This window comes from Streptomyces sp. NPDC032472, from assembly GCF_040636955.1.
Lineage (GTDB): Bacteria > Actinomycetota > Actinomycetes > Streptomycetales > Streptomycetaceae > Streptomyces.
This window is the reverse complement of sequence record NZ_JBEZVK010000014.1, coordinates 78,159-95,490: the sequence shown is the minus strand read 5'-3', so window position 1 is coordinate 95,490 and position 17,332 is coordinate 78,159. Positions and strand designations below refer to the sequence as shown.

Sequence of the window (17,332 nt, the reverse complement as noted above, 5' to 3'; positions counted from 1 at the left end):
GTTTCAGGCATGACTGCTACGCGTACCACCGGCGCCGTCGCCGCCGGACTTGCCACCCTCGCCGCCGACGGCACCGTCCTCGACACCTGGTTCCCCGCCCCCGAGCTCGTCGCCGAGCCCGGCCCGGCCGGCACCGAGCGCCTCACCGCCGAACAGGCCGTGGAGCTGCTGGGCGCCGCCGCGTCCAAGGCGATCCGCAAGGACGGGATCCGCGGCGTCGAGGTCGTGGCCGTCCGCACCGTGATCGCCTCCCTGGAGGACAAGCCGCTGGACGCGCACGACGCGTACCTGCGCCTGCACCTGCTCAGCCACCGCCTGGTCAAGCCGCACGGCCAGAACCTGGACGGCGTCTTCGGCCTCCTCGCGAACGTCGCCTGGACCTCCCTGGGCCCGGTCGCCGTGGACCAGGTCGAGACCGTTCGCCTGAACGCGCGTGCCGAGGGCCTGTACCTGCAGGTCACCTCGATCGACAAGTTCCCGCGGATGACGGACTACGTCGCCCCCAAGGGCGTGCGCGTCGCCGACGCGGACCGCGTCCGCCTGGGCGCGCACCTCGCCGAGGGCACCACCGTCATGCACGAGGGCTTCGTCAACTTCAACGCCGGCACTCTCGGCACCTCCATGGTCGAGGGCCGCATCTCCGCGGGCGTCGTGATCGGCGACGGCTCCGACATCGGCGGCGGCGCCTCCACGATGGGCACCCTCTCCGGCGGCGGCAAGCAGATCATCTCGGTCGGCGAGCGCTGCCTGATCGGCGCGGAGGCGGGCATCGGCATCGCGCTCGGCGACGAGTGCGTCGTCGAGGCCGGCCTCTACCTCACCGCGGGCACCCGCGTCACCCTGCCGGACGGCCAGATCGTCAAGGCCCTGGAGCTCTCGGGCGCCAGCAACATCCTCTTCCGCCGCAACTCGGTCACCGGCACCGTCGAGGCGCGCCCGAACAACGCGGTCTGGGGCGGCCTGAACGAAATCCTGCACTCCCACAACTGACCTCGCGGTCGTCGGCTGCGGCCGCTCCCTGCCTCGCGGCACGGAGCGGCCGGGCTCCGGCCCGGGTCACGGCAGGTCGCTGTACGGCAGGTCCCTGACCTCGGCCTCGAAGGTCAGCCTCACGGGGATGCGGTACGGGACCCAGGCGTCCTCGCCCTGCCGACCGGTGCCCAGCCGGACGTCTCCACGGGCACAGACCGCCTTCCACTCGACGACCAGCTCGACGGCCGTCCGGGGTGCCACCTCCACGCTGACGGATTCCCGGACCGTGAGGCTGGTGCGGCCGCTCAGCGCGTACCGCTGCCCGATCTCCCGCTCCAGCTGCCCCATGACGGAGCCGAGCCCAAGCACCGAGACGGTGGCGCCGCCCCCGCGCTCGGTGACGCTGCTCGATTCGATCCGGACGCTCCGCTCGACGGAGTTCGAGATCTCGAACTGCTTCGTCGCGCAGGAGGTACGGCTCCTGTGGGTGAACGGGTGCCGCTCGACGTCGATGACCTGTTCTTCCGAGCCCGCGGTCTCCTCGATCCCCAGGATCCTCGCGCCGCTCAGGTCGATACCCCCGGCGCGGCGCCCACGCCGGCGGCGCGCCAGCGCCTCGCCGACCGCAGTGCGGGCAGAGCCCGGTGGCCGCGTAGGTCTTCATGTCCGCAGAGGCCCCCGCGGCTTCACGGGGTATGGCCGGCCGGTCGGCGGGTGCTCCCTCCCCGAGCGGGGGAGCGGCCGTCGGGGGCCGGGTCAGTGGAGGGGGAGGGTGCGGATGAGGCCTGCGAAGGCTTCCTCTTCCGCTTCGGTCAGTTCGACCGTCTCCATGGGGTGGCCGGCTGCGGTGCGCTGGGCGGGGATGGCCGCGAGGCCCTCGTGCGCCCCGGGCTCCGGGTGAGGGAACCGGGTGTCCCACAGCATGTGGCCGAGACCGATGACCCAGACGAGGGCCGCCACCAGCAGAACGGCGAGGCCGACTTCCTGGGCGAGGGAGATGGAGGGGAACACGCGTCCTCCAAGGGGACGGCGGGACATGATCGAGCGTGTGGGGACACTCAACACCACAACCCGGGCCGAATGGGTAATGATGTGTCGAGCGTCACGCCAGGGGCGAAAGTCCCCATTTGCCCGCCGGGGTCGGCCTCGGGGGCTTGCTCCGGGCGTTCTTCGGGCGTCTCCGGAGGTCTCCGGGCGTCTTGGGGCCCTCGTCAGCCGTCCAGGCCGAGCTTGAAGCCCTCATGGCTGCGGGCGAAGCCGAGGCGCTCGTAGAAGCGGTGCGCCCCGCTCCGCCGCTTGTTGCTGGTCAGCTGGACCAGCCCGCACCCGCGCCCGCGGGCCCGCTCCACCGCCAGCCGCATCAGCTCCGCGCCGAGCCCGCCGCCGCGCCGGTCCTCGCGGATCCGGACCGCCTCCACCAGTGCCCGCTCCCGGCCGCCCTGGCCCAGCCCCGGTATGTACGTCAGCTGGAGGCAGCCCACCACGGCGTCCGCGTCGGCGAGGACCAGCATCTCGTTGCGCGGGTCCGCCGCGATGGCGGCGAAGGCCTGCTCGTGGGCCTCGGTGACCTCGGCCCGCTCCTCGCCCGCATCGGCGAGCAGGGCGAGTACGACGGGCAGGTCCTGGCGGGTGGCTTCGCGGAACTCCATGGCCAGGAGTGTGGCAGGGGGCCCGGCCGGGACGGCGACCGGACCCCCTGCGGACTGGGGAGGGCGGGAGCTGGGCTACCGCGCCCCGGTGTTACGGACGGAAGCGCAGGACCTGCGGGTCGTGGTCGCTGTTCTGCGCCGAGAACTCCGCGTTGATGTGCACGCTGTCGTACGCGTAGGACTTGATCGCCGGGCTGACCAGGATCTGGTCGAGGACCTGCGCGTTGCCCTGGTAGACGTAGGAGTAACGTTCCGCCTTCGGCAGCGACTTGATGGCCGAGTACAGCACGCCGCCGTCCTCCAGCGCCTTCGCCGTCCCGGAGAACTCGAAGTCGTTGATGTCGCCGACCGCGAGGACCTTGGCGTTCTTGTCGACCGCCAGCAGCTCCTTGACGAAGCCGTTCACGGCCTGCGCCTGCTGCAGCCGCTTGGCCTCCGAGGACCGCACCGGCGGCTGGTGGTGCGAGGCCAGGCCCTCGTCGCCGCCCTTCGAGCTGAAGTGGTTGGCGATCACGAAGACCGTGCGGCCGCGGAAGACGAACTCGCCGGCCAGCGGCTTGCGGCTGTCCTTCCACGCCGCGTTCGCCGGGTCGATGCGGCCGGGGGAGTGGGTGAGGGCCGCGTGGCCCTTCTCCGTCGTCACACCGGTCGCCGTCGCGGAGTCGCCGGCGGCGCGGTCGGTGAAGGAGACGCGCTCGGGGTTGAACAGGAACACCTGGCGGATGTTGCCGCCGGGCTCCCCGCCGTCCTTGTTGTTCTCCGGGTTGACGGTCCGCCACTGGTAGGCCGGGCCGCCCGCCGCCGCGATCGCCGTCGTGAACTTCGTCAGGGTCTGCTCCGCGGAGACGGTGCCGTCGTTCTTGGCGCCGTTGTCGTCCTGGATCTCCTCCAGGGCCAGGATGTCGGGCGAGGCCAGGTTCTCCACGACCGCCTTCGCGAGCGCGTCGAACTTCTCCTGCGGGTCGCTCGGGTCGAGGTTCTCCACGTTGTACGTGGCCACCGCAAGCTCGCCCGGCGCCTGCGCCTTGGTCTTCTCGGGGGCGAGCGTGCCCTTCGCGACCGTGCCCAGGGTGCGGGCCACCAGCGTGTAGCCGCCGAACTGGTTGAAGTCCATCGGGCCTTCGGTGCGGCCGGTCAGCTTGTCGCCGACGTCGGCCACGGGGAAGGGCTGCTGCGCGAGCGGCGCGAGCTGCTGGATCTGGAGCCGGCCGGTGTTCTGGGACTCGTACGAGCCGTAGATCGTGCCGCCGCGCTTGGCGGTGTTCTCCCAGCCCTTGACGGTCACCCACATCTCCGCGTACGGGTCGGTGGCGCCGACGACGCGGGAGGTGCCGATGGCGATGTTCATGCCCTCGAGGGACTCGTAGTAGTCCAGGGCGTAGCGGGAGGGCTCCAGGGCCAGGCCGTTGATGCTGCCACCGGCGGCCGGGTCGCCCGCGGGGGCGTACTCGGCGGGCACCGAGTACTCGTTGACGGCGACGGCCTCGGGCAGGGCATTGCCGGAGGAGACCACGGTCACGGCGGGCTTGGTGATCTGGGTGACCGACTGGTTGCCGGAGGCCGCGCCACCGGGGACGTACTCGCCGACCGTGCCGGAGACCTTGACCGCGTCGCCGACGGCGACGGTCGGGGCCGAGCCGGTGAAGACGAAGATGCCCTCGCTGGTGGCCGCGTTGTCGTCGGCGTCGGGGTCCTGCATCCAGAAGCCGCGCGAGCCGTACGTGCGCACGCCCGTCACGATGCCCTCGACGTCGGCGACCTGCTTGCCGTTCAGGGGGGATATACGGGTGGTGCCCTGGATGTCGTGGATGCGTACCGCGTCGGCGGACGCGGCGCCTTCGGCGGCATCGGCGGTGCCCGTGAGCAGGCCGGTGGCCAGCGCGCCGGCGACGAGGGCGGCAACGGCGGCGGAACGGGGATGCGAGGAGCGCATGGTCAAGGAACTCCGGTGTGTGGAGAGGAAAAGCGGCAGGAGGTGAAGCGTGAAACGTGAAGCGTGGTGGAGCGTGGATGCGGCCGGAAATCTGCGGTGGTCGACGGCCGTGCCGTGGCGTCCGCAGGCGTCCGGGAGGTTCCCCCGAGGTTCTACGCGCGTCAATTTCCTGCGTGACCAGCGAAGTTGTCAAGACCTCCAGGGCGTACGGGGGGCAACTGTGAGATGAACCAAAGGCATCCCCGCCGGAGACGCCCGAAATGCGTCTACTCTGGTGCGCCGGATGGCCGCCGAAGGCCATGCGATCCGCCCGCCGCGAGGAGACCGCCCCGATGTCCGCACAGCCGCACCCCACGCTGCCGCCGGTACGGCTGCCCTCCGAAGCGGAACTCGCCCGCGAGGCCCTCGGCGCGCCCCTGTTCGCCCGCGCCGTCCGCCTCGCCCGCTGGGCCGGACCCGACACCCGCGTCGGCGTCGGCGGCGAACTCGCCGCCGACGGGCTGGCCGAGGCCGCGGCGGCCCTCGGCCTCGACCCGGCCGACGAGGACGCCCCGGTGCTCGCGAGCCAGGCGTGGCGCGTGGCGCTGGACACCGGTCTCGTCGAGGTGACGGAACCGGAGGAAAACGGGGAGGAAGACGACGGCGAGGAGGAGTACGGCACCGCCGCACCCGGCGAGGACCTGGCCCTGGTGGCCGGCGGCGCGCCCGCCGACGTCCTCGACCTGTGGCTGGCCGCCCTGGACACGGTGCTCGCCGACGTGGCCGTGCCCGACCTGGACGACCTCGTCGACGCCCTGGAGGAGGGCGGCACGATCGACTTCGACCGCCTCGACTGGAACCCGCAGCGCGAGGCCGACTTCCTCGACGGGGTCCTCGCCAACCTCTACCTGCTGACCGCCGCCGAGCGCGGGGCCGGCCAGGGCCCGGTGCCGCTGCCCGTGCTCGCCGCCTCCATGGTCGTGCCCGAGGGCATGGGCGCCCCCACCGACGCCGTCCTGGAGCAGGTCTCGGACGCGATGATGCGCCTCGACGACCAGTTCCGGCAGCTGGAGCCGATCGGGCTGGTCGAGTTCCGGCCCGTCGACGAGGCGCTGATGGCGGACGCGGACGACGAGGAGCTCGCCGCCGGCTCCGTGGCCGGCGAGCTCGACGACGAGGACGTCGCCCGGTACGGGATGGTCCGCCTGACCCCCCTCGGCCTGTACGGGGTCCGCGCCCGCATGCGGGAGGCCGGCATCGCGGCCCCTGCCGTCGGGGAGCTGGCCGACAAGGGCGCGGACGCGCTCCTCGACGCGGTCTGCGACTACCCGGAGCGCGCCGCCCAGGCGGAGATCGGGCAGTGGCTCGACGGCCGCGGCCTGCCCGAGGCGGTGGCCGAGCTGCTCGCCGCGGCCCGGGGCGCCGACGCGGCCGCCCCGCTGCGCCGGCTGCGCTGCCAGCAGGCCCTCGCCCTGGCCGGGCCGGAGGCCGAGCCGGCGGTGCGGGCGGTGCTGGACGACCCGGAGCTCGGCGGGCTCGCGCGGGTGTGGCTGGCCGAGCGAGGGGCGGCCGACGTACCGGCGCCGGACGCGGAGCTCGTGTACTGGCTGACCGTGGACACCATCGCGGCGCAGCTGGCCGCGGACGGGCCGTTCGGCCCGGGGGCCGCGGGTGCGGGGGGCACTTCGGGCGCCTCGCAGGGTGAGGCGGCGGAACTGCCGCTGCTGATGGAGTCCCTGACCTCCCACCACACCGGCTTCTTCGACCGGGCCTGGCGGGTCGAGCACCCGGCGACGGCCGAGGTCCTGGAGGCCATGGGCCGGCTGCACCCGGACCGCAAGGCCGCCAAGGAGGCCCGCAAGGCGGCCTTCAAGGCCCGGTCGCGCCGGCGCTGACGGGCGCCGGCGGCGCGGGACGCCGGGCAGGGTGTGCGTCCGAGCCCGGCAGGGCGTGGTGCTGCCGACACGGGGCCGTGCGCCGAAGAGGGGCGGAACGAGACGTTCCTGAGGCCGTGTCGGCCATTGCGGCCCTCGGCAAGGGGTCGGTCGGCGGCCACGGGTAGTTCAGCCGCGGTTCACGTGCGGGCGGGAGCGTGTGCGCCGACCGCACGACAGGCGCGCACCACCTCCCCACCCCTGGAGACCCGATGCCCCTCAGCCGCAGAGACTTCACCGCCCGCACCGTCCTCGCCGGCGCGGGAGTCGCGCTCACCGGAACGGTCGGCGCCCTCGCCACCGCGCCGGGAGCCCTCGCCGCCGACGACTCCGCCCTGCGCGACGAGCAGGGCCGGCCCTGCGAGCCCGGCTACGGCCCGCTCGTTCCCGACCCGGCCGGACTCCTGGCCCTGCCCGCCGGCTTCACCTACCGCGTCCTGACCCACAGCGGCGTCACCACCCTCGAATCCGGCGAGTCCACCCCCTCCAACCACGACGGCACGGCCGCCTTCGAGGGCCACCGCGGGGTGACCCTCCTCGTCAACAACCACGAGCTGAAGGGCAAGCGCGCCAACTGGGCGCACCCCGTCCCGCTCACCGAGGGCCTGGTCTACGACCCGGGCGCGGCCGGCGGCTGCACGGTCGTCGAGGTCCGCCGCGGCGGCGAGGTCGCCGAGTGGGTGGGCGTGGCCGGTACCTCGACCAACTGCGCCGGCGGCGCCACCCCCTGGGGCACCTGGCTGACCTGCGAGGAGACCGAGGACCTTGCGGGCAAGAACGGCATGACCAAGGACCACGGGTACGTCTTCGAGGTCGACCCGCACGACCGCCGCGCCAACCGCGACCCGCAGCCGGTCAAGGCCTTCGGGCGCTACGCGCACGAGGCCGTGGTGATCGACCCGCGCCAGGGCCACGCCTATCTGACCGAGGACGCCTCCGGCCCCAACGGGCTGCTCTACCGCTGGACCCCGCCCAGCGGCTTCCGCCACGGGCGCGGCCGGCTCCGTACGCTGGCGGCCGACGCCGGGGTGCTCGCGGCCGCCCAGTGCTTCGACAGCGCCGGACGGTTCGTCGACGACCTGTCACGGGCGACGAAGACGGGCACCGTCTACGGCGTCGACTGGACGGCCGTGCCGGACCGCGACGCGCGGACGGTGTCGGTGCGCAAGCAGTTCGCGGACGGCGCCGTGACGCGCGCCCGGAAGCTGGAGGGCATGTGGTGGGCCGACGGGGGCGCGTACTTCGTCTCCTCCTACGCCCGTGAGGAGAGCCCGGGCGCGGCGCACGACGGGCAGGTGTGGTTCTACGACCCGAAGCGGCGCACGATCACGCTGAAGGTGCTGCTCGGGGTGAACGCGAACCCGGCGCAGGACGGCGCCCTCGACGGCCCCGACAACATCACGGTCTCCCCGTACGGCGGTCTGATCATCGCGGAGGACGGCAGCGGCCTGCAGCACCTGTTCGGCGCGACCGAATCGGGCCGCACCTACCCGCTGGCGCGCAACGAGCTGAACATCGGCACGGAGCAGCAGCCGGAGTACTCCGAGTTCACCGGGGTCTGCTTCTCTCCGGACGGGCGCACCCTCTTCGCCAACATTCAGGAGCCGGGCATCATGCTGGCCATCACCGGGCCCTGGCGCCGCGCGCACTGAGCACGCCCCACCCGGGGCTGCGGCCACACTGCGTGACGCCTGGTGTGGCACCGGGGCGCAACGCCGGGCCGAGTACCGACGGCTGCGCCGCCGCCCGTCACTGGGCGGCGGCGAACTCGGCGAGCATTTCGGCGCGGCTGGCGTTGGCCCATTCCTCGAGCAGGAACTCGTACGCCTCGGAGGGCCATTCGTCATCCACCCTGGACTCGACGAGGTGCCGTATCGCCTCGTTCGCCTCTGCGGCGGACGGGCGGGCGGGACCCGCGGGCCGGAGTGTGCTGTACATGCTTCCAAGGCTACGGGCGGGCACTGACAGTCACCTCCGCTTTTGGGGTGTAATCCATCACCTCGGCCGGTCCGGGCCGCCGGCCCCGACCGGCCCGTGGTGGCTCCACGTGGCCGCTCACCTGCTCAGAGTGCCGTCGAGCCGGGCTGGACCATCCCGCGCACTGTGCGCGACTTCACAAACTCCCCGATGGCCGTCATCTCCCATTCCCCCGAGGACTGGCGGAGCAGCTTCGCCATCATCACGCCCGTCTGCGGCTCGGCGCTCGTGAGGTCGAAGCGCACCAGCTCCTCGCCGCTCGCGGCGTCGATCAGGCGGCAGTAGGCCTTGGCCACCTCGGTGAACTTCTGGCCGGAGAACGAGTTCACGGTGAAGACCAGGCCGGTCGCCTCCGCGGGCAGCCGGCCGAGGTCGACGACGATCACCTCGTCGTCCCCCGCGCCCTCGCCCGTGAGGTTGTCCCCCGAGTGCTTGATGGCCCCGTCGAGGATGGACAGCCTGCCGAAGTAGCAGCTGTCGATGTGGTTGCGCTGCGGTCCGTACGCGATGACCGAGGCGTCGAGGTCGATGTCCCGGCCGCCGTACGCGGGCTCCCAGCCCAGGCCCATCTTCACCTGGGAGAGCAGCGGGCGGCCGTTCTTGACCAGGGACACGGTCTGGTTCTTCTGGAGGCTGACCCGCCCCTTGTCGAGGTTGATCTTCCCGGTGCCGGCGGGAGCCGCGGCCGGCGGCTGGGCGGCCGGCGGGGCTGCGGGCGGCTGCGGGGCGGCCGGCGGGAGGGTGGCGGCCTGCGGTTGGGTGGCGGCCTGCGGTTGGGTGGTGGCGGCCGCCGCCGGGGCCGGCCCCTCGTCCACGGTGACCCCGAAATCGGTGGCGATGCCGGCGAGCCCGTTGGCGTACCCCTGGCCGACGGCGCGCACCTTCCACACGCCGCCGCGCTGGTAGACCTCCACCACCAGCAGCGCCGTCTCGGTGCCCAGCTGCGGCGGGGTGAAGGTGGCGATCACCGCGCCGGTGTCCGCATGGCGCACGGTGGCGGTCGGCTCGATGCCCTGGAACGTCTGCCCGGCCGCATCCGGACTGGCGGTGACCACGATGCGCTCGATGCCGGCCGGCAGGGCCCCGGTGTCGACGGTGATGGAGTCGGGCGCCGTCCCGCCTCCGGAGCGGTGGCTGACACCGGGTCCGGACGGCTGGTTGTAGAAGATGAAGTCGGCGTCGGAACGCACCTTGCCGTCCGCCGCGAGGAGGAGCCCCGACACGTCGAGCCGCACCGGGGCAGCCACGTCCACCGTCACCCGGACGGCGTTGAGCGGCAGGTTGGAACCAGGGGTCATAGCGGTCATGCCGGGAGAACGACCGGCGGGGCCGTGCCGTTCCCCGACGTCAGCCCCGGTTGCGCGGGTGGTTGCGGGCGACCCGCTCGTTGCCGAACTTGTACGCCCCCGTCCAGCGGGCCATCACCAGCTGGGCGTCCCCGGACTCGACCTCGGCCAGGAACTTCTCGGCGCGGGCGCCGCGCAGGGTGCCGGCCGTCCGGCCGCGGTGGGTGATGACGACGCAGCCGTCGCCCCGTTGCTCGTACGTGAATCCGTGCGGTCTCGACATGGGCCGCAGCCTGCCCCGCACGGGGCGGGGCGGGCAACGGGATTTGCTCAGCCTGCCGGCTGCACCGCGGCGTCCGGTGCTCCGGTGACGCGGCGCGGCAGCCCCAGCGGGTTGGCCTCGCGCAGCTCCGGCGGAAGCAGCGGATCCGGCACCGACTGGTAGGCCACCGGCCGCAGCCAGCGCTCGATCGCGGTCGCCCCGACCGACGTGGAGTGCGAGGTCGCCGCCGGGTAGGGGCCGCCGTGGTGCTGGGCCGGTGCCACCGCGACCCCGGTCGGCCAGCCGTTGACCACGATCCGCCCGGCCAGCGCCGTGACCCGGGCGATCAGCTCCGCCGCGGGGCCCGGAGCCCCGGCGGCCTCGTCCGCGGACAGCTGGAGGGTGGCGCTCAGGTTCCCGGCGAGCAGGTCCAGCACGGCACCGGCCTCCCCCTGGTCCGCGTACCGTACGACCACGGTCACCGGGCCGAAGCACTCCTCCAGCAGCAGCCCGTATGCGCCGCCCGCGAGGAGCCGCTCGGCCGGCACGCTCAGATACCCCGCCCCGACGGTGTGCTCCCCGCCGGCGCCGGGGGCGACGGGAGCGTCGACGCCGGGCAGCGCGGCCCGCTCGGCGACCCCGGCGAGGAAGTTCTCCCGCATCCGGTGGTCGAGCAGGACGCCCGGGCCGGTCTCGCCGAGCGCCTTGGCGAGGGCCTCGGCGATCCGGTCCCCGGCCGCTCCCTCGGGGACCAGGACCAGGCCCGGCTTGACGCAGAACTGGCCGACGCCGAGGGTGACGGAGGCGGCGAGCCCGGCACCGATCTCCTCGGCGCGCTCGGCGGCGGCAGCGGGGGTGACGACGACGGGGTTGAGGGAGCCGAGTTCGCCGTGGAAGGGGATGGGTACGGGCCGGGCGGCGGCCGCGTCGAACAGGGCGCGCCCGCCGCGGAGGGAACCGGTGAACCCGGCCGAGGCGACGAGGGGGTGGCGGATCAGCTCCAGACCCGCGTCGAACCCGTGGACCACGCTCACCACGTCGGCCGGCAGGCCTGCCGCCGCGGCCGCCTGGCGCAGCAGCGCGCCGCACAGCTCGGAGGTCGCCGGGTGGTCGGGGTGCGCCTTGACGACCACGGGGCAGCCGGCGGCCAGCGCACTCGCGGTGTCGCCGCCCGGGACGGAGAAGGCGAGCGGGAAGTTGGAGGCGGCGTAGACGGCCACCACGCCCAGGGGCACCTTGTAGCGGCGCAGTTCGGGGCGCGGCGGCGTGAGCGAGGGGTCCGCCCGGTCGATCCGGATGTCGAGGTAGCCGCCGTCCTCGACGGCGTCGGCGAAGGCCCGCAGCTGGCCGGTGGTGCGGGCGAGCTCGCCGGTGAGCCGGGCCGGCCCGAGGGCGGTCTCGGCGTCGGCGGTCTCGACCACGCGGGCGACGGCCCCGTCCAGCAGGTCCGCGGCCGCGCGCAGGAAGGCGGTGCGGGCGGTGCGGTCTGCGAGCGCGGCCCGGGTGGCGTGCGCGGCGCGCACCGCCTCGTCCACCTCGCGGGGTCCGGCCTCCACCGTGACCTGCGCGCGCTGCTTCCCGGTGCGGGGGTCCACACTCCAGACTGGGGTTGCTGCCATGCCGCACTGCCTCCTGGATCCACGCCGACCCGCGCGAGTCGTTCAGAGTCGTTCAGTATTCTGAACGCCGTTCTGGTGGATGAATGATCTCCATCCGTTGCGGACTCTATTTCCGCGCCTTTCGCGTGACAAGAGACAAGAGGGGCAAGAAGACGAATGAACAGAGGTGAGTCGGGCCGGTCCGCTGCCGGACCGGAAGCGGTGGATGCGGGGGAGACGGCGACAGCGGCGGCAGCGGTGCGTGCCGTGGAAGCGGGGGATGCGGCGGAAGCGCCGGGCGGGGCGGCTCCGGCGGCCGTCAAGTCCGCCGTCCGCACGGTCGTCCTCCTGGAGCACTTCGCCGCGCGGCCGGGCCTGCACAGCCTGGCCGACATCCAGCACGACCTGGGGCTGCCCAAGTCCAGCCTCTACATGCTGCTCCGCACGCTGGTGAACCTGGGGTGGGTGGAGACCGACGCGACGGGGACGCGGTACGGCATCGGCGTACGGGCCCTGCTGGTGGGCAGTTCGTACATCGACGGGGACGAGGTGGTCGCCGCGGCCCGGCCCACCCTGGACCGCCTCTCCGAGGACACGACCGAGACCATCCACCTGGCCCGGATGGACGGCACGAGCGTGGTCTACCTGGCCACCCGCCAGTCCCAGCACTACCTGCGGCCGTTCACCCGCGTCGGGCGCCGCCTGCCCGTCCACTCGACCGCCCTGGGCAAGGCGCTGCTGGCCACGCACTCCGACGCCGAGGTACGGGCGCTGCTGCCGCAGCGGCTGGAGGCGGTCACCGAGCACACCGTCACCGACCGGGAGCAGCTCATCGATGAGCTCGCGCTGGTACGGGAGCAGGGCTACGCGGTGGACCGGGAGGAGAACACCCTCGGGCTGCGCTGCTTCGGCGTGGCCGTGCCGTACCGGACGCCGGCGCGGGACGCGGTGAGCTGCTCGGTGCCGGTGGCCCGGTTGACGGCGGAGCACGAACACGCCATCAAGGAGGCGCTGTTCGCGGCGCGGGACCGGCTCTCGGTGGTGACCCGGCGCATGTGAGGCGGTGGAAGGAGGGGCTCCTCCCCCGGGCGGGGGAGGCGGTTCCCCTTCGTGGGGGAGGTGCCGGGGCCGGTGGGGGCGGGATCGTGGAGCCATGACCACACGAGCAGCGGTGCAGCAGACGAACAGCGCGGTGAAGGCCCCGGCCCACGGCCCGGTGAACGGCCCGGCGTCCGACCTCGGCCCGGGCCGGGTGCAGCGGATCCTGCGGGCGGTGGCCGTCATCGCCACGGTGCCGTACCTGGTCCTCAAGGCCGCCTGGCTGTCGGGGAGTCACATCGGGATACCCGAGGGCAGCGTGCTGCTGAAGGGCGGGCTGTTCCTCACGGTGGCCAATGCCGTCACCGTGGCGATGGACGCCGCGGTGATCGTGCTCGCCCTGCTGCTCACCAGACCCTGGGGCAGACGGGTGCCCGGCCGGCTGCTGCTTGTGCCGGCCTTCACGGCCACCGGACTGCTCACCCCGATCATGACCGCGTTCCCCGGTCAGATGCTGGTCAGGGCGCTGGGCATGGGGGCGAGCGAGGCGGTCGAGGCGGCCCGGGAGCCCTTCCTCGACCCGTGGGTGTTCACGGTGGTCTACGGCGGCTTCACGATTCAAGGACTCGCCCTGGCCGGGCTGTTCGTGCCCTACGCGCGGCGGCGCTGGGGCCGGGTCTGGCAGGGCGTGCTGGGCACGCGGCTCCCGTTGCCCACGGGGGTGGTGGCGGGAGCCGCGGCCGCGCTCGGCACTGCGGTGGGTGCGATACACCTGTACTGGGCCTTCGGCGGCAGTGCCGGGCTGGGCGCCGAGAGGGCGGCGCTGTACTCCGCGGAGACAGGTGTGGTCTCGGGCGTCCACGCGGTGTGCGCCCTGCTCGCAGGCCTGGGGGCGCTGCTGCTGGCCCGGGGCGGGGCGCGCCGGGCATGGTGGCCGCTGGCCCTGGCGTGGATCGGCGCGGCGGAGATGCTGGCCTGGGGGCTGTTTCTGGTGGTGGCCGCGCTGGGACCGGACCTCGGGTCGGGCGACGGGACCCCGGTCGTGATCTTCCTGACCTACGCTGGCCAGGTGGTCACCGGATGCCTCATTGCCGTGGTTTTGGCCCGGTTCGCCGCCGCACGGCGCGCGGCGGTCTGACGGGGGAGTCGGACCGGCGGGAGCGGGCGCATTTGGAAAGGGGGATGGGGTGCGGATCGGAACAGAGCCGGAGCGAAAACCGGGAACGGGGCCGGCGCTGGGGTGGCTCTTCGGGGCGCGGGCTCGGCTGCGCTGGGTGCACCTGATCCTCGGCGGGGCCCTGCTGATGCCGTACTTCCTGCTCACGCAGGTGGCGGTCGGCGTCCTCGCCGGGGGGGTCAACGCCCTGGCCTCGACCCCGCTGACCTTCATCGCCTACGGGGTGTCGGTGCCGCTCGCGGCGCTGACCGCGGTGTTCGGGCCGGTCCGGCCGCTGTCGGTGGCCGCCGTGCGGGCGATGTGCGGGGTGCCGGGGGAACTGCTGGCCGAGGGGCCGGCCCGGTCCTGGGCGGCGCGGGGCAGGGCCGCCGCCTGGTGGGCCCTGCACCTCGGGCTCGGCGCGGCGGTCAGCGGGATGAGCCTCGCGGTGCCGCCCATGGCGGTGGTGCTGATCGCGCTGCCGTTCTTCGGCTCCTTGCGGAGGGTCCGGGAAGGGCCGGTCTGGTTGAGCGCCCTGGCGTCGCCTTACACCGCGCCCTTCCTCGGGATCGGGATGCTGGCCGGGCTCGTCCTGTGCGCCGCCGGCGCGGGGGTGCTGCTCGCCCGGGCGGCGCCCCGGCTGCTCGGGCCGACGGCGGCGGACCGGCTGGCCGCGGCCGAGGAGCGGGCCGCGGACCTCGCCGTGCGCAACCGGCTGGCCCGGGAGCTGCACGACGCGGTCGGGCACGCGCTGAGCGCCGTCACCCTCCAGGCGGTCGCGGCCCGGCGGGTCCTCGACAGCGACCCCGCGTTCGTACGGGAGGCGCTGGCCGCGATCGAGGACACCACCCGGCGGACCGTGGGGGAGCTGGACGCCGTACTGGGCCTGCTGCGGGACGGGGACCCGGGCCGGCCGGACGCGGCGCCGGCCCCGACCCTCGCCGCCGACCTCGACGGGCTGCTGGCCCGCACCCGGGCCTCCGGCACCACCGTCACCGCCCACCAGGAGCCCGGGCCCGCAGGGGACTGGGCGCAGATACCCGCGATCGCCTCCCGCGAGGCGTACCGGATCGTCCAGGAGGGCCTGAGCAATGCCCTGCGCCACGGCGCGGGGACCGTAGAGCTGCGGATCGCCGTGCAGGAGACGACCGACGGCACGGGCAGCGCACACCGCGAACTGGAGATCACCATGACCAATCCGCCCGGAACCGGCGACGGGCCGGCGGCCCGCAGCACCGGGGGCCGCGGGCTGCACGGCGCCGCCGAGCGGGCCGCCCTGCTCGGCGGCCGCGTCGAGGCCGGTCCGCACCGGGGGCTGTGGCGGCTGCGGGCCGTCCTCCCGCTCGGGGCGGGTGCCCGATGAGCCGGCCGCCGCTGCGCATCGTCCTCGCCGACGACGAGCGGATGGTGCGCACCGCGCTGCGGGTCATCCTCGACGCCGAACCCGGGCTGGAGGTGGTCGGCGAGGCCGCCACCGGCGCCGAGGCCGTGTCCGTGGTCCGCTCGCTGGCGCCCGACGTGGTGCTCATGGACGTCCGGATGCCGGAGATCGACGGCATCCGGGCCACCGAGCAGATCCTCGCCACCATGGCGGAGCCGCCCAAGATCGTGGTCGTCACCACCTTCGAGAACGACGCCTACGTCTACGACGCGCTGCGCGCCGGAGCCGCCGGGTTCCTGCTGAAGCGGGCCGACCCCGACGAACTGATCGGCGCGGTGCGGCTGGTCGCCCGCGGCGACTGCCTGCTCTTCCCGGCGGCCGTGCGCTCCCTGGCCGACTCGCACGCGGCCGCCGCCGGCCCGGCGGCGCCCTGGGTGGCCCGGCTCACCGACCGGGAGGCCGACGTACTGCGCCTGATGGCCACCGGGCTGTCGAACCACGAGATGAGCGAGCGCCTCGGCGTCGGCCCCCAGACCGTCAAGACGCACGTCGCCGCGGTCCTGGCCAAAACCGGCTCCCGCGACCGCACGCAGGCCGTCATCGCCGCGTACGAAGGGGGGTTCATCATGAGGAAAAGCTGAGAACCCGGCCACAATCGGGGCAGAGGGGAACGCCCGGGCCCCTTCGATCGTCTCTTCGGAAGATGAACAAGACGATCAGGCGTGCGTCGGTCTTCTGCCTGCTCCTGGTGCTCGCCCTGCTGCTGCGGGTCACATGGGTGCAGGCGTATCAAGGCAAGGCCCTCGCAGACAACGAGAACAACCGGCGGAACCTCATCGGGCAGTACGAGAACCCGCTGGGCAACATCATCGTGGGCGGGGAGGCGATCACCGGCTCGGTCAAGACCGGCGGCAAGGACTTCGGGTACAAGCGGACCTATACCAACGGTGAGCTCTACGCGCCCGTCACCGGCTTCAGCTCGCAGGCGTTCGGCACGAGCATGCTGGAGGGTGTCTACAAGAAGATCCTCAACGGCTCCGACGACCGCCTGAAGACCGTGATGGACATGATCACGAACAAGCGGGCCTCGCCGGGCAACGTCCTGACCACCATCGACAAGGACGTCCAGAAGGCCGCGTACGACGCGCTGCAGGGCAAGCAGGGCTCCGCCGTCGCGATCAACCCCGCGACCGGCGAGATCCTCGCCATCGTGAACAACCCGTCCTTCGACCCGGGCCGTATCTCCGGTGCCAACGACGGCGAGGCCTGGAAGGAGCTGTCCGCCGACAACGGCAAGGCCATGGAGAACGTGGCGCTGCGCAAGCCGCAGGCGCCCGGCTCCACCTTCAAGCTGGTCACCATGGCGGCGGCCATCGAGAACGGGCTGGTCACCAACATCGACGCGCCGACCGGCACCCCGGACCCGTACACGATCCCGGGCACCAAGACCCTGCTGCCCAGCGAGGCCGGCTCGGCCGCCTGCAACAACGTCTCGGTGCGCACGGCGCTGCGGCTGTCCTGCAACAACGTCTTCGCCGAACTCGCCTCCAAGCTGGGCCAGGACAAGATGCGCGCGACGGCCGAGAAGCTTGGCTTCAACGCGAACGTCGAGACCCCGGTGACCACGCGGCTGCCGAGCAAGTACCCGTCGAAGAAGATGTCGGTCGACCAGGTCGCGCAGACCGGTATCGGCCAGTTCGACGTGCAGGCGACCCCGCTCCAGATCGCCATGGTCACGGCCGCGATCGAGAACGACGGCAAGCTCGTCGCCCCGCACTCGGTCTCCGAGGTCACCGACTCCGGCGGCACCGTCCTGGAGAGCTTCAAGAACCCCAAGGTCCAGCAGGTCCTGAGCCCCAAGACCGCCTCGATGCTGCGGGACGCCATGAAGACCGTCGCCACCGAGGGCGGCGGCAAGCCCGCGCAGGTGTCGGGCGCCGAGGTCGGCGGCAAGACCGGCACGGCCCAGCGCGGCGTGAAGAACAGCCTTCCGCCGCTGGCCTGGTTCACCTCGTACGGGAAGATGAACAACAAGCAGATCGCGGTCGCCGTGATGATCGAGAACTCGGACACCGACCGGTCCGAGATCGGCGGCGGCCGGCTGGCCGCCCCCATCGCGCAGAAGATGATGGAGGCGTGGCTGAAGAAGTAGCCATGCCCACCGCGC

Annotated in this window: 16 protein-coding genes; 8 read left to right on the top strand and 8 right to left on the bottom strand. The window is 73.3% G+C overall.

Going from position 1 to position 17,332, the window contains the following annotated elements; translation table 11 throughout:
• Positions 1-9: 9 nt before the first annotated feature.
• Positions 10-990 carry a 2,3,4,5-tetrahydropyridine-2,6-dicarboxylate N-succinyltransferase gene (dapD, locus tag AB0F11_RS11850; RefSeq protein WP_361902260.1) on the top strand — a complete coding sequence of 327 codons (981 nt, stop codon included), beginning with the start codon at positions 10-12 and terminating at the stop codon, positions 988-990.
• 66 nt (positions 991-1,056) lie between these two features.
• Here the strand turns inward: dapD and AB0F11_RS11845 are convergent, their stop codons facing one another.
• The 4 genes from AB0F11_RS11845 to AB0F11_RS11830 all read right to left on the bottom strand — a co-directional run bounded on the left by AB0F11_RS11845 (position 1,057) and on the right by AB0F11_RS11830 (position 4,554).
• Positions 1,057-1,341: a hypothetical protein gene (locus AB0F11_RS11845; RefSeq protein WP_362171068.1), complete on the bottom strand. Its 285-nt coding sequence runs from the start codon at positions 1,339-1,341 to the stop codon at positions 1,057-1,059.
• A gap of 387 nt (positions 1,342-1,728) precedes the next feature.
• The gene (locus AB0F11_RS11840) at positions 1,729-1,983 is read right to left on the bottom strand and encodes a hypothetical protein (RefSeq protein WP_362171066.1); all 255 of its coding nucleotides are present in this window, start codon (positions 1,981-1,983) and stop codon (positions 1,729-1,731) included.
• A 200-nt stretch (positions 1,984-2,183) separates the two neighbouring features.
• A complete protein-coding gene (locus AB0F11_RS11835; RefSeq protein WP_362171063.1) occupies positions 2,184-2,621 on the bottom strand; it encodes a GNAT family N-acetyltransferase in 438 nt (145 codons plus the stop codon).
• A 91-nt stretch (positions 2,622-2,712) separates the two neighbouring features.
• Entirely contained in the window at positions 2,713-4,554 is a 1,842-nt protein-coding gene (locus AB0F11_RS11830; protein ID WP_362171060.1) for an endonuclease/exonuclease/phosphatase family protein, read from the bottom strand.
• 332 nt (positions 4,555-4,886) lie between these two features.
• Here AB0F11_RS11830 and AB0F11_RS11825 point away from each other — a divergent pair, with 332 nt between their 5' ends.
• Positions 4,887-6,428, top strand: coding sequence for a hypothetical protein (locus AB0F11_RS11825; RefSeq protein ID WP_362171057.1), 1,542 nt, complete (start codon positions 4,887-4,889; stop codon positions 6,426-6,428).
• A 251-nt stretch (positions 6,429-6,679) separates the two neighbouring features.
• Complete coding sequence (locus tag AB0F11_RS11820) at positions 6,680-8,119, top strand: alkaline phosphatase PhoX (RefSeq protein WP_362171055.1); 1,440 nt, start codon at positions 6,680-6,682, stop codon at positions 8,117-8,119.
• Positions 8,120-8,216: 97 nt separating this feature from the next.
• Here the strand turns inward: AB0F11_RS11820 and AB0F11_RS11815 are convergent, their stop codons facing one another.
• The 4 genes from AB0F11_RS11815 to AB0F11_RS11800 all read right to left on the bottom strand — a co-directional run bounded on the left by AB0F11_RS11815 (position 8,217) and on the right by AB0F11_RS11800 (position 11,611).
• Positions 8,217-8,405, bottom strand: a complete 189-nt coding sequence (locus tag AB0F11_RS11815) for a hypothetical protein (protein WP_362171052.1) — start codon at positions 8,403-8,405, stop codon at positions 8,217-8,219.
• Positions 8,406-8,530: 125 nt separating this feature from the next.
• Entirely contained in the window at positions 8,531-9,751 is a 1,221-nt protein-coding gene (locus AB0F11_RS11810) for a TerD family protein (protein ID WP_362171049.1), read from the bottom strand.
• Between the two features lie 40 nt (positions 9,752-9,791).
• A complete protein-coding gene (locus tag AB0F11_RS11805) occupies positions 9,792-10,013 on the bottom strand; it encodes a hypothetical protein (RefSeq protein ID WP_362171046.1) in 222 nt (73 codons plus the stop codon).
• A 47-nt stretch (positions 10,014-10,060) separates the two neighbouring features.
• Positions 10,061-11,611: an aldehyde dehydrogenase (NADP(+)) gene (locus AB0F11_RS11800; RefSeq protein WP_362171043.1), complete on the bottom strand. Its 1,551-nt coding sequence runs from the start codon at positions 11,609-11,611 to the stop codon at positions 10,061-10,063.
• Positions 11,612-11,857: 246 nt separating this feature from the next.
• On the opposite strand from AB0F11_RS11800, the gene AB0F11_RS11795 reads away from it, so the two are divergent.
• The 5 genes from AB0F11_RS11795 (at position 11,858) to AB0F11_RS11775 (ending at position 17,317) form a co-directional block, all read left to right on the top strand.
• Positions 11,858-12,649: an IclR family transcriptional regulator gene (locus AB0F11_RS11795; RefSeq protein ID WP_362171040.1), complete on the top strand. Its 792-nt coding sequence runs from the start codon at positions 11,858-11,860 to the stop codon at positions 12,647-12,649.
• 94 nt (positions 12,650-12,743) lie between these two features.
• Positions 12,744-13,766: a hypothetical protein gene (locus AB0F11_RS11790; protein ID WP_362171037.1), complete on the top strand. Its 1,023-nt coding sequence runs from the start codon at positions 12,744-12,746 to the stop codon at positions 13,764-13,766.
• A 55-nt stretch (positions 13,767-13,821) separates the two neighbouring features.
• Positions 13,822-15,147, top strand: coding sequence for a histidine kinase (locus AB0F11_RS11785; RefSeq protein ID WP_362171209.1), 1,326 nt, complete (start codon positions 13,822-13,824; stop codon positions 15,145-15,147).
• Positions 15,144-15,806: a response regulator transcription factor gene (locus AB0F11_RS11780; protein ID WP_362171034.1), complete on the top strand. Its 663-nt coding sequence runs from the start codon at positions 15,144-15,146 to the stop codon at positions 15,804-15,806. The genes AB0F11_RS11785 and AB0F11_RS11780 overlap by 4 nt, the downstream gene beginning before the upstream one ends.
• 62 nt (positions 15,807-15,868) lie before the next feature.
• The gene (locus tag AB0F11_RS11775; protein WP_362171031.1) at positions 15,869-17,317 is read left to right on the top strand and encodes a penicillin-binding protein 2; all 1,449 of its coding nucleotides are present in this window, start codon (positions 15,869-15,871) and stop codon (positions 17,315-17,317) included.
• The last annotated feature ends 15 nt before the right edge of the window (positions 17,318-17,332 follow it).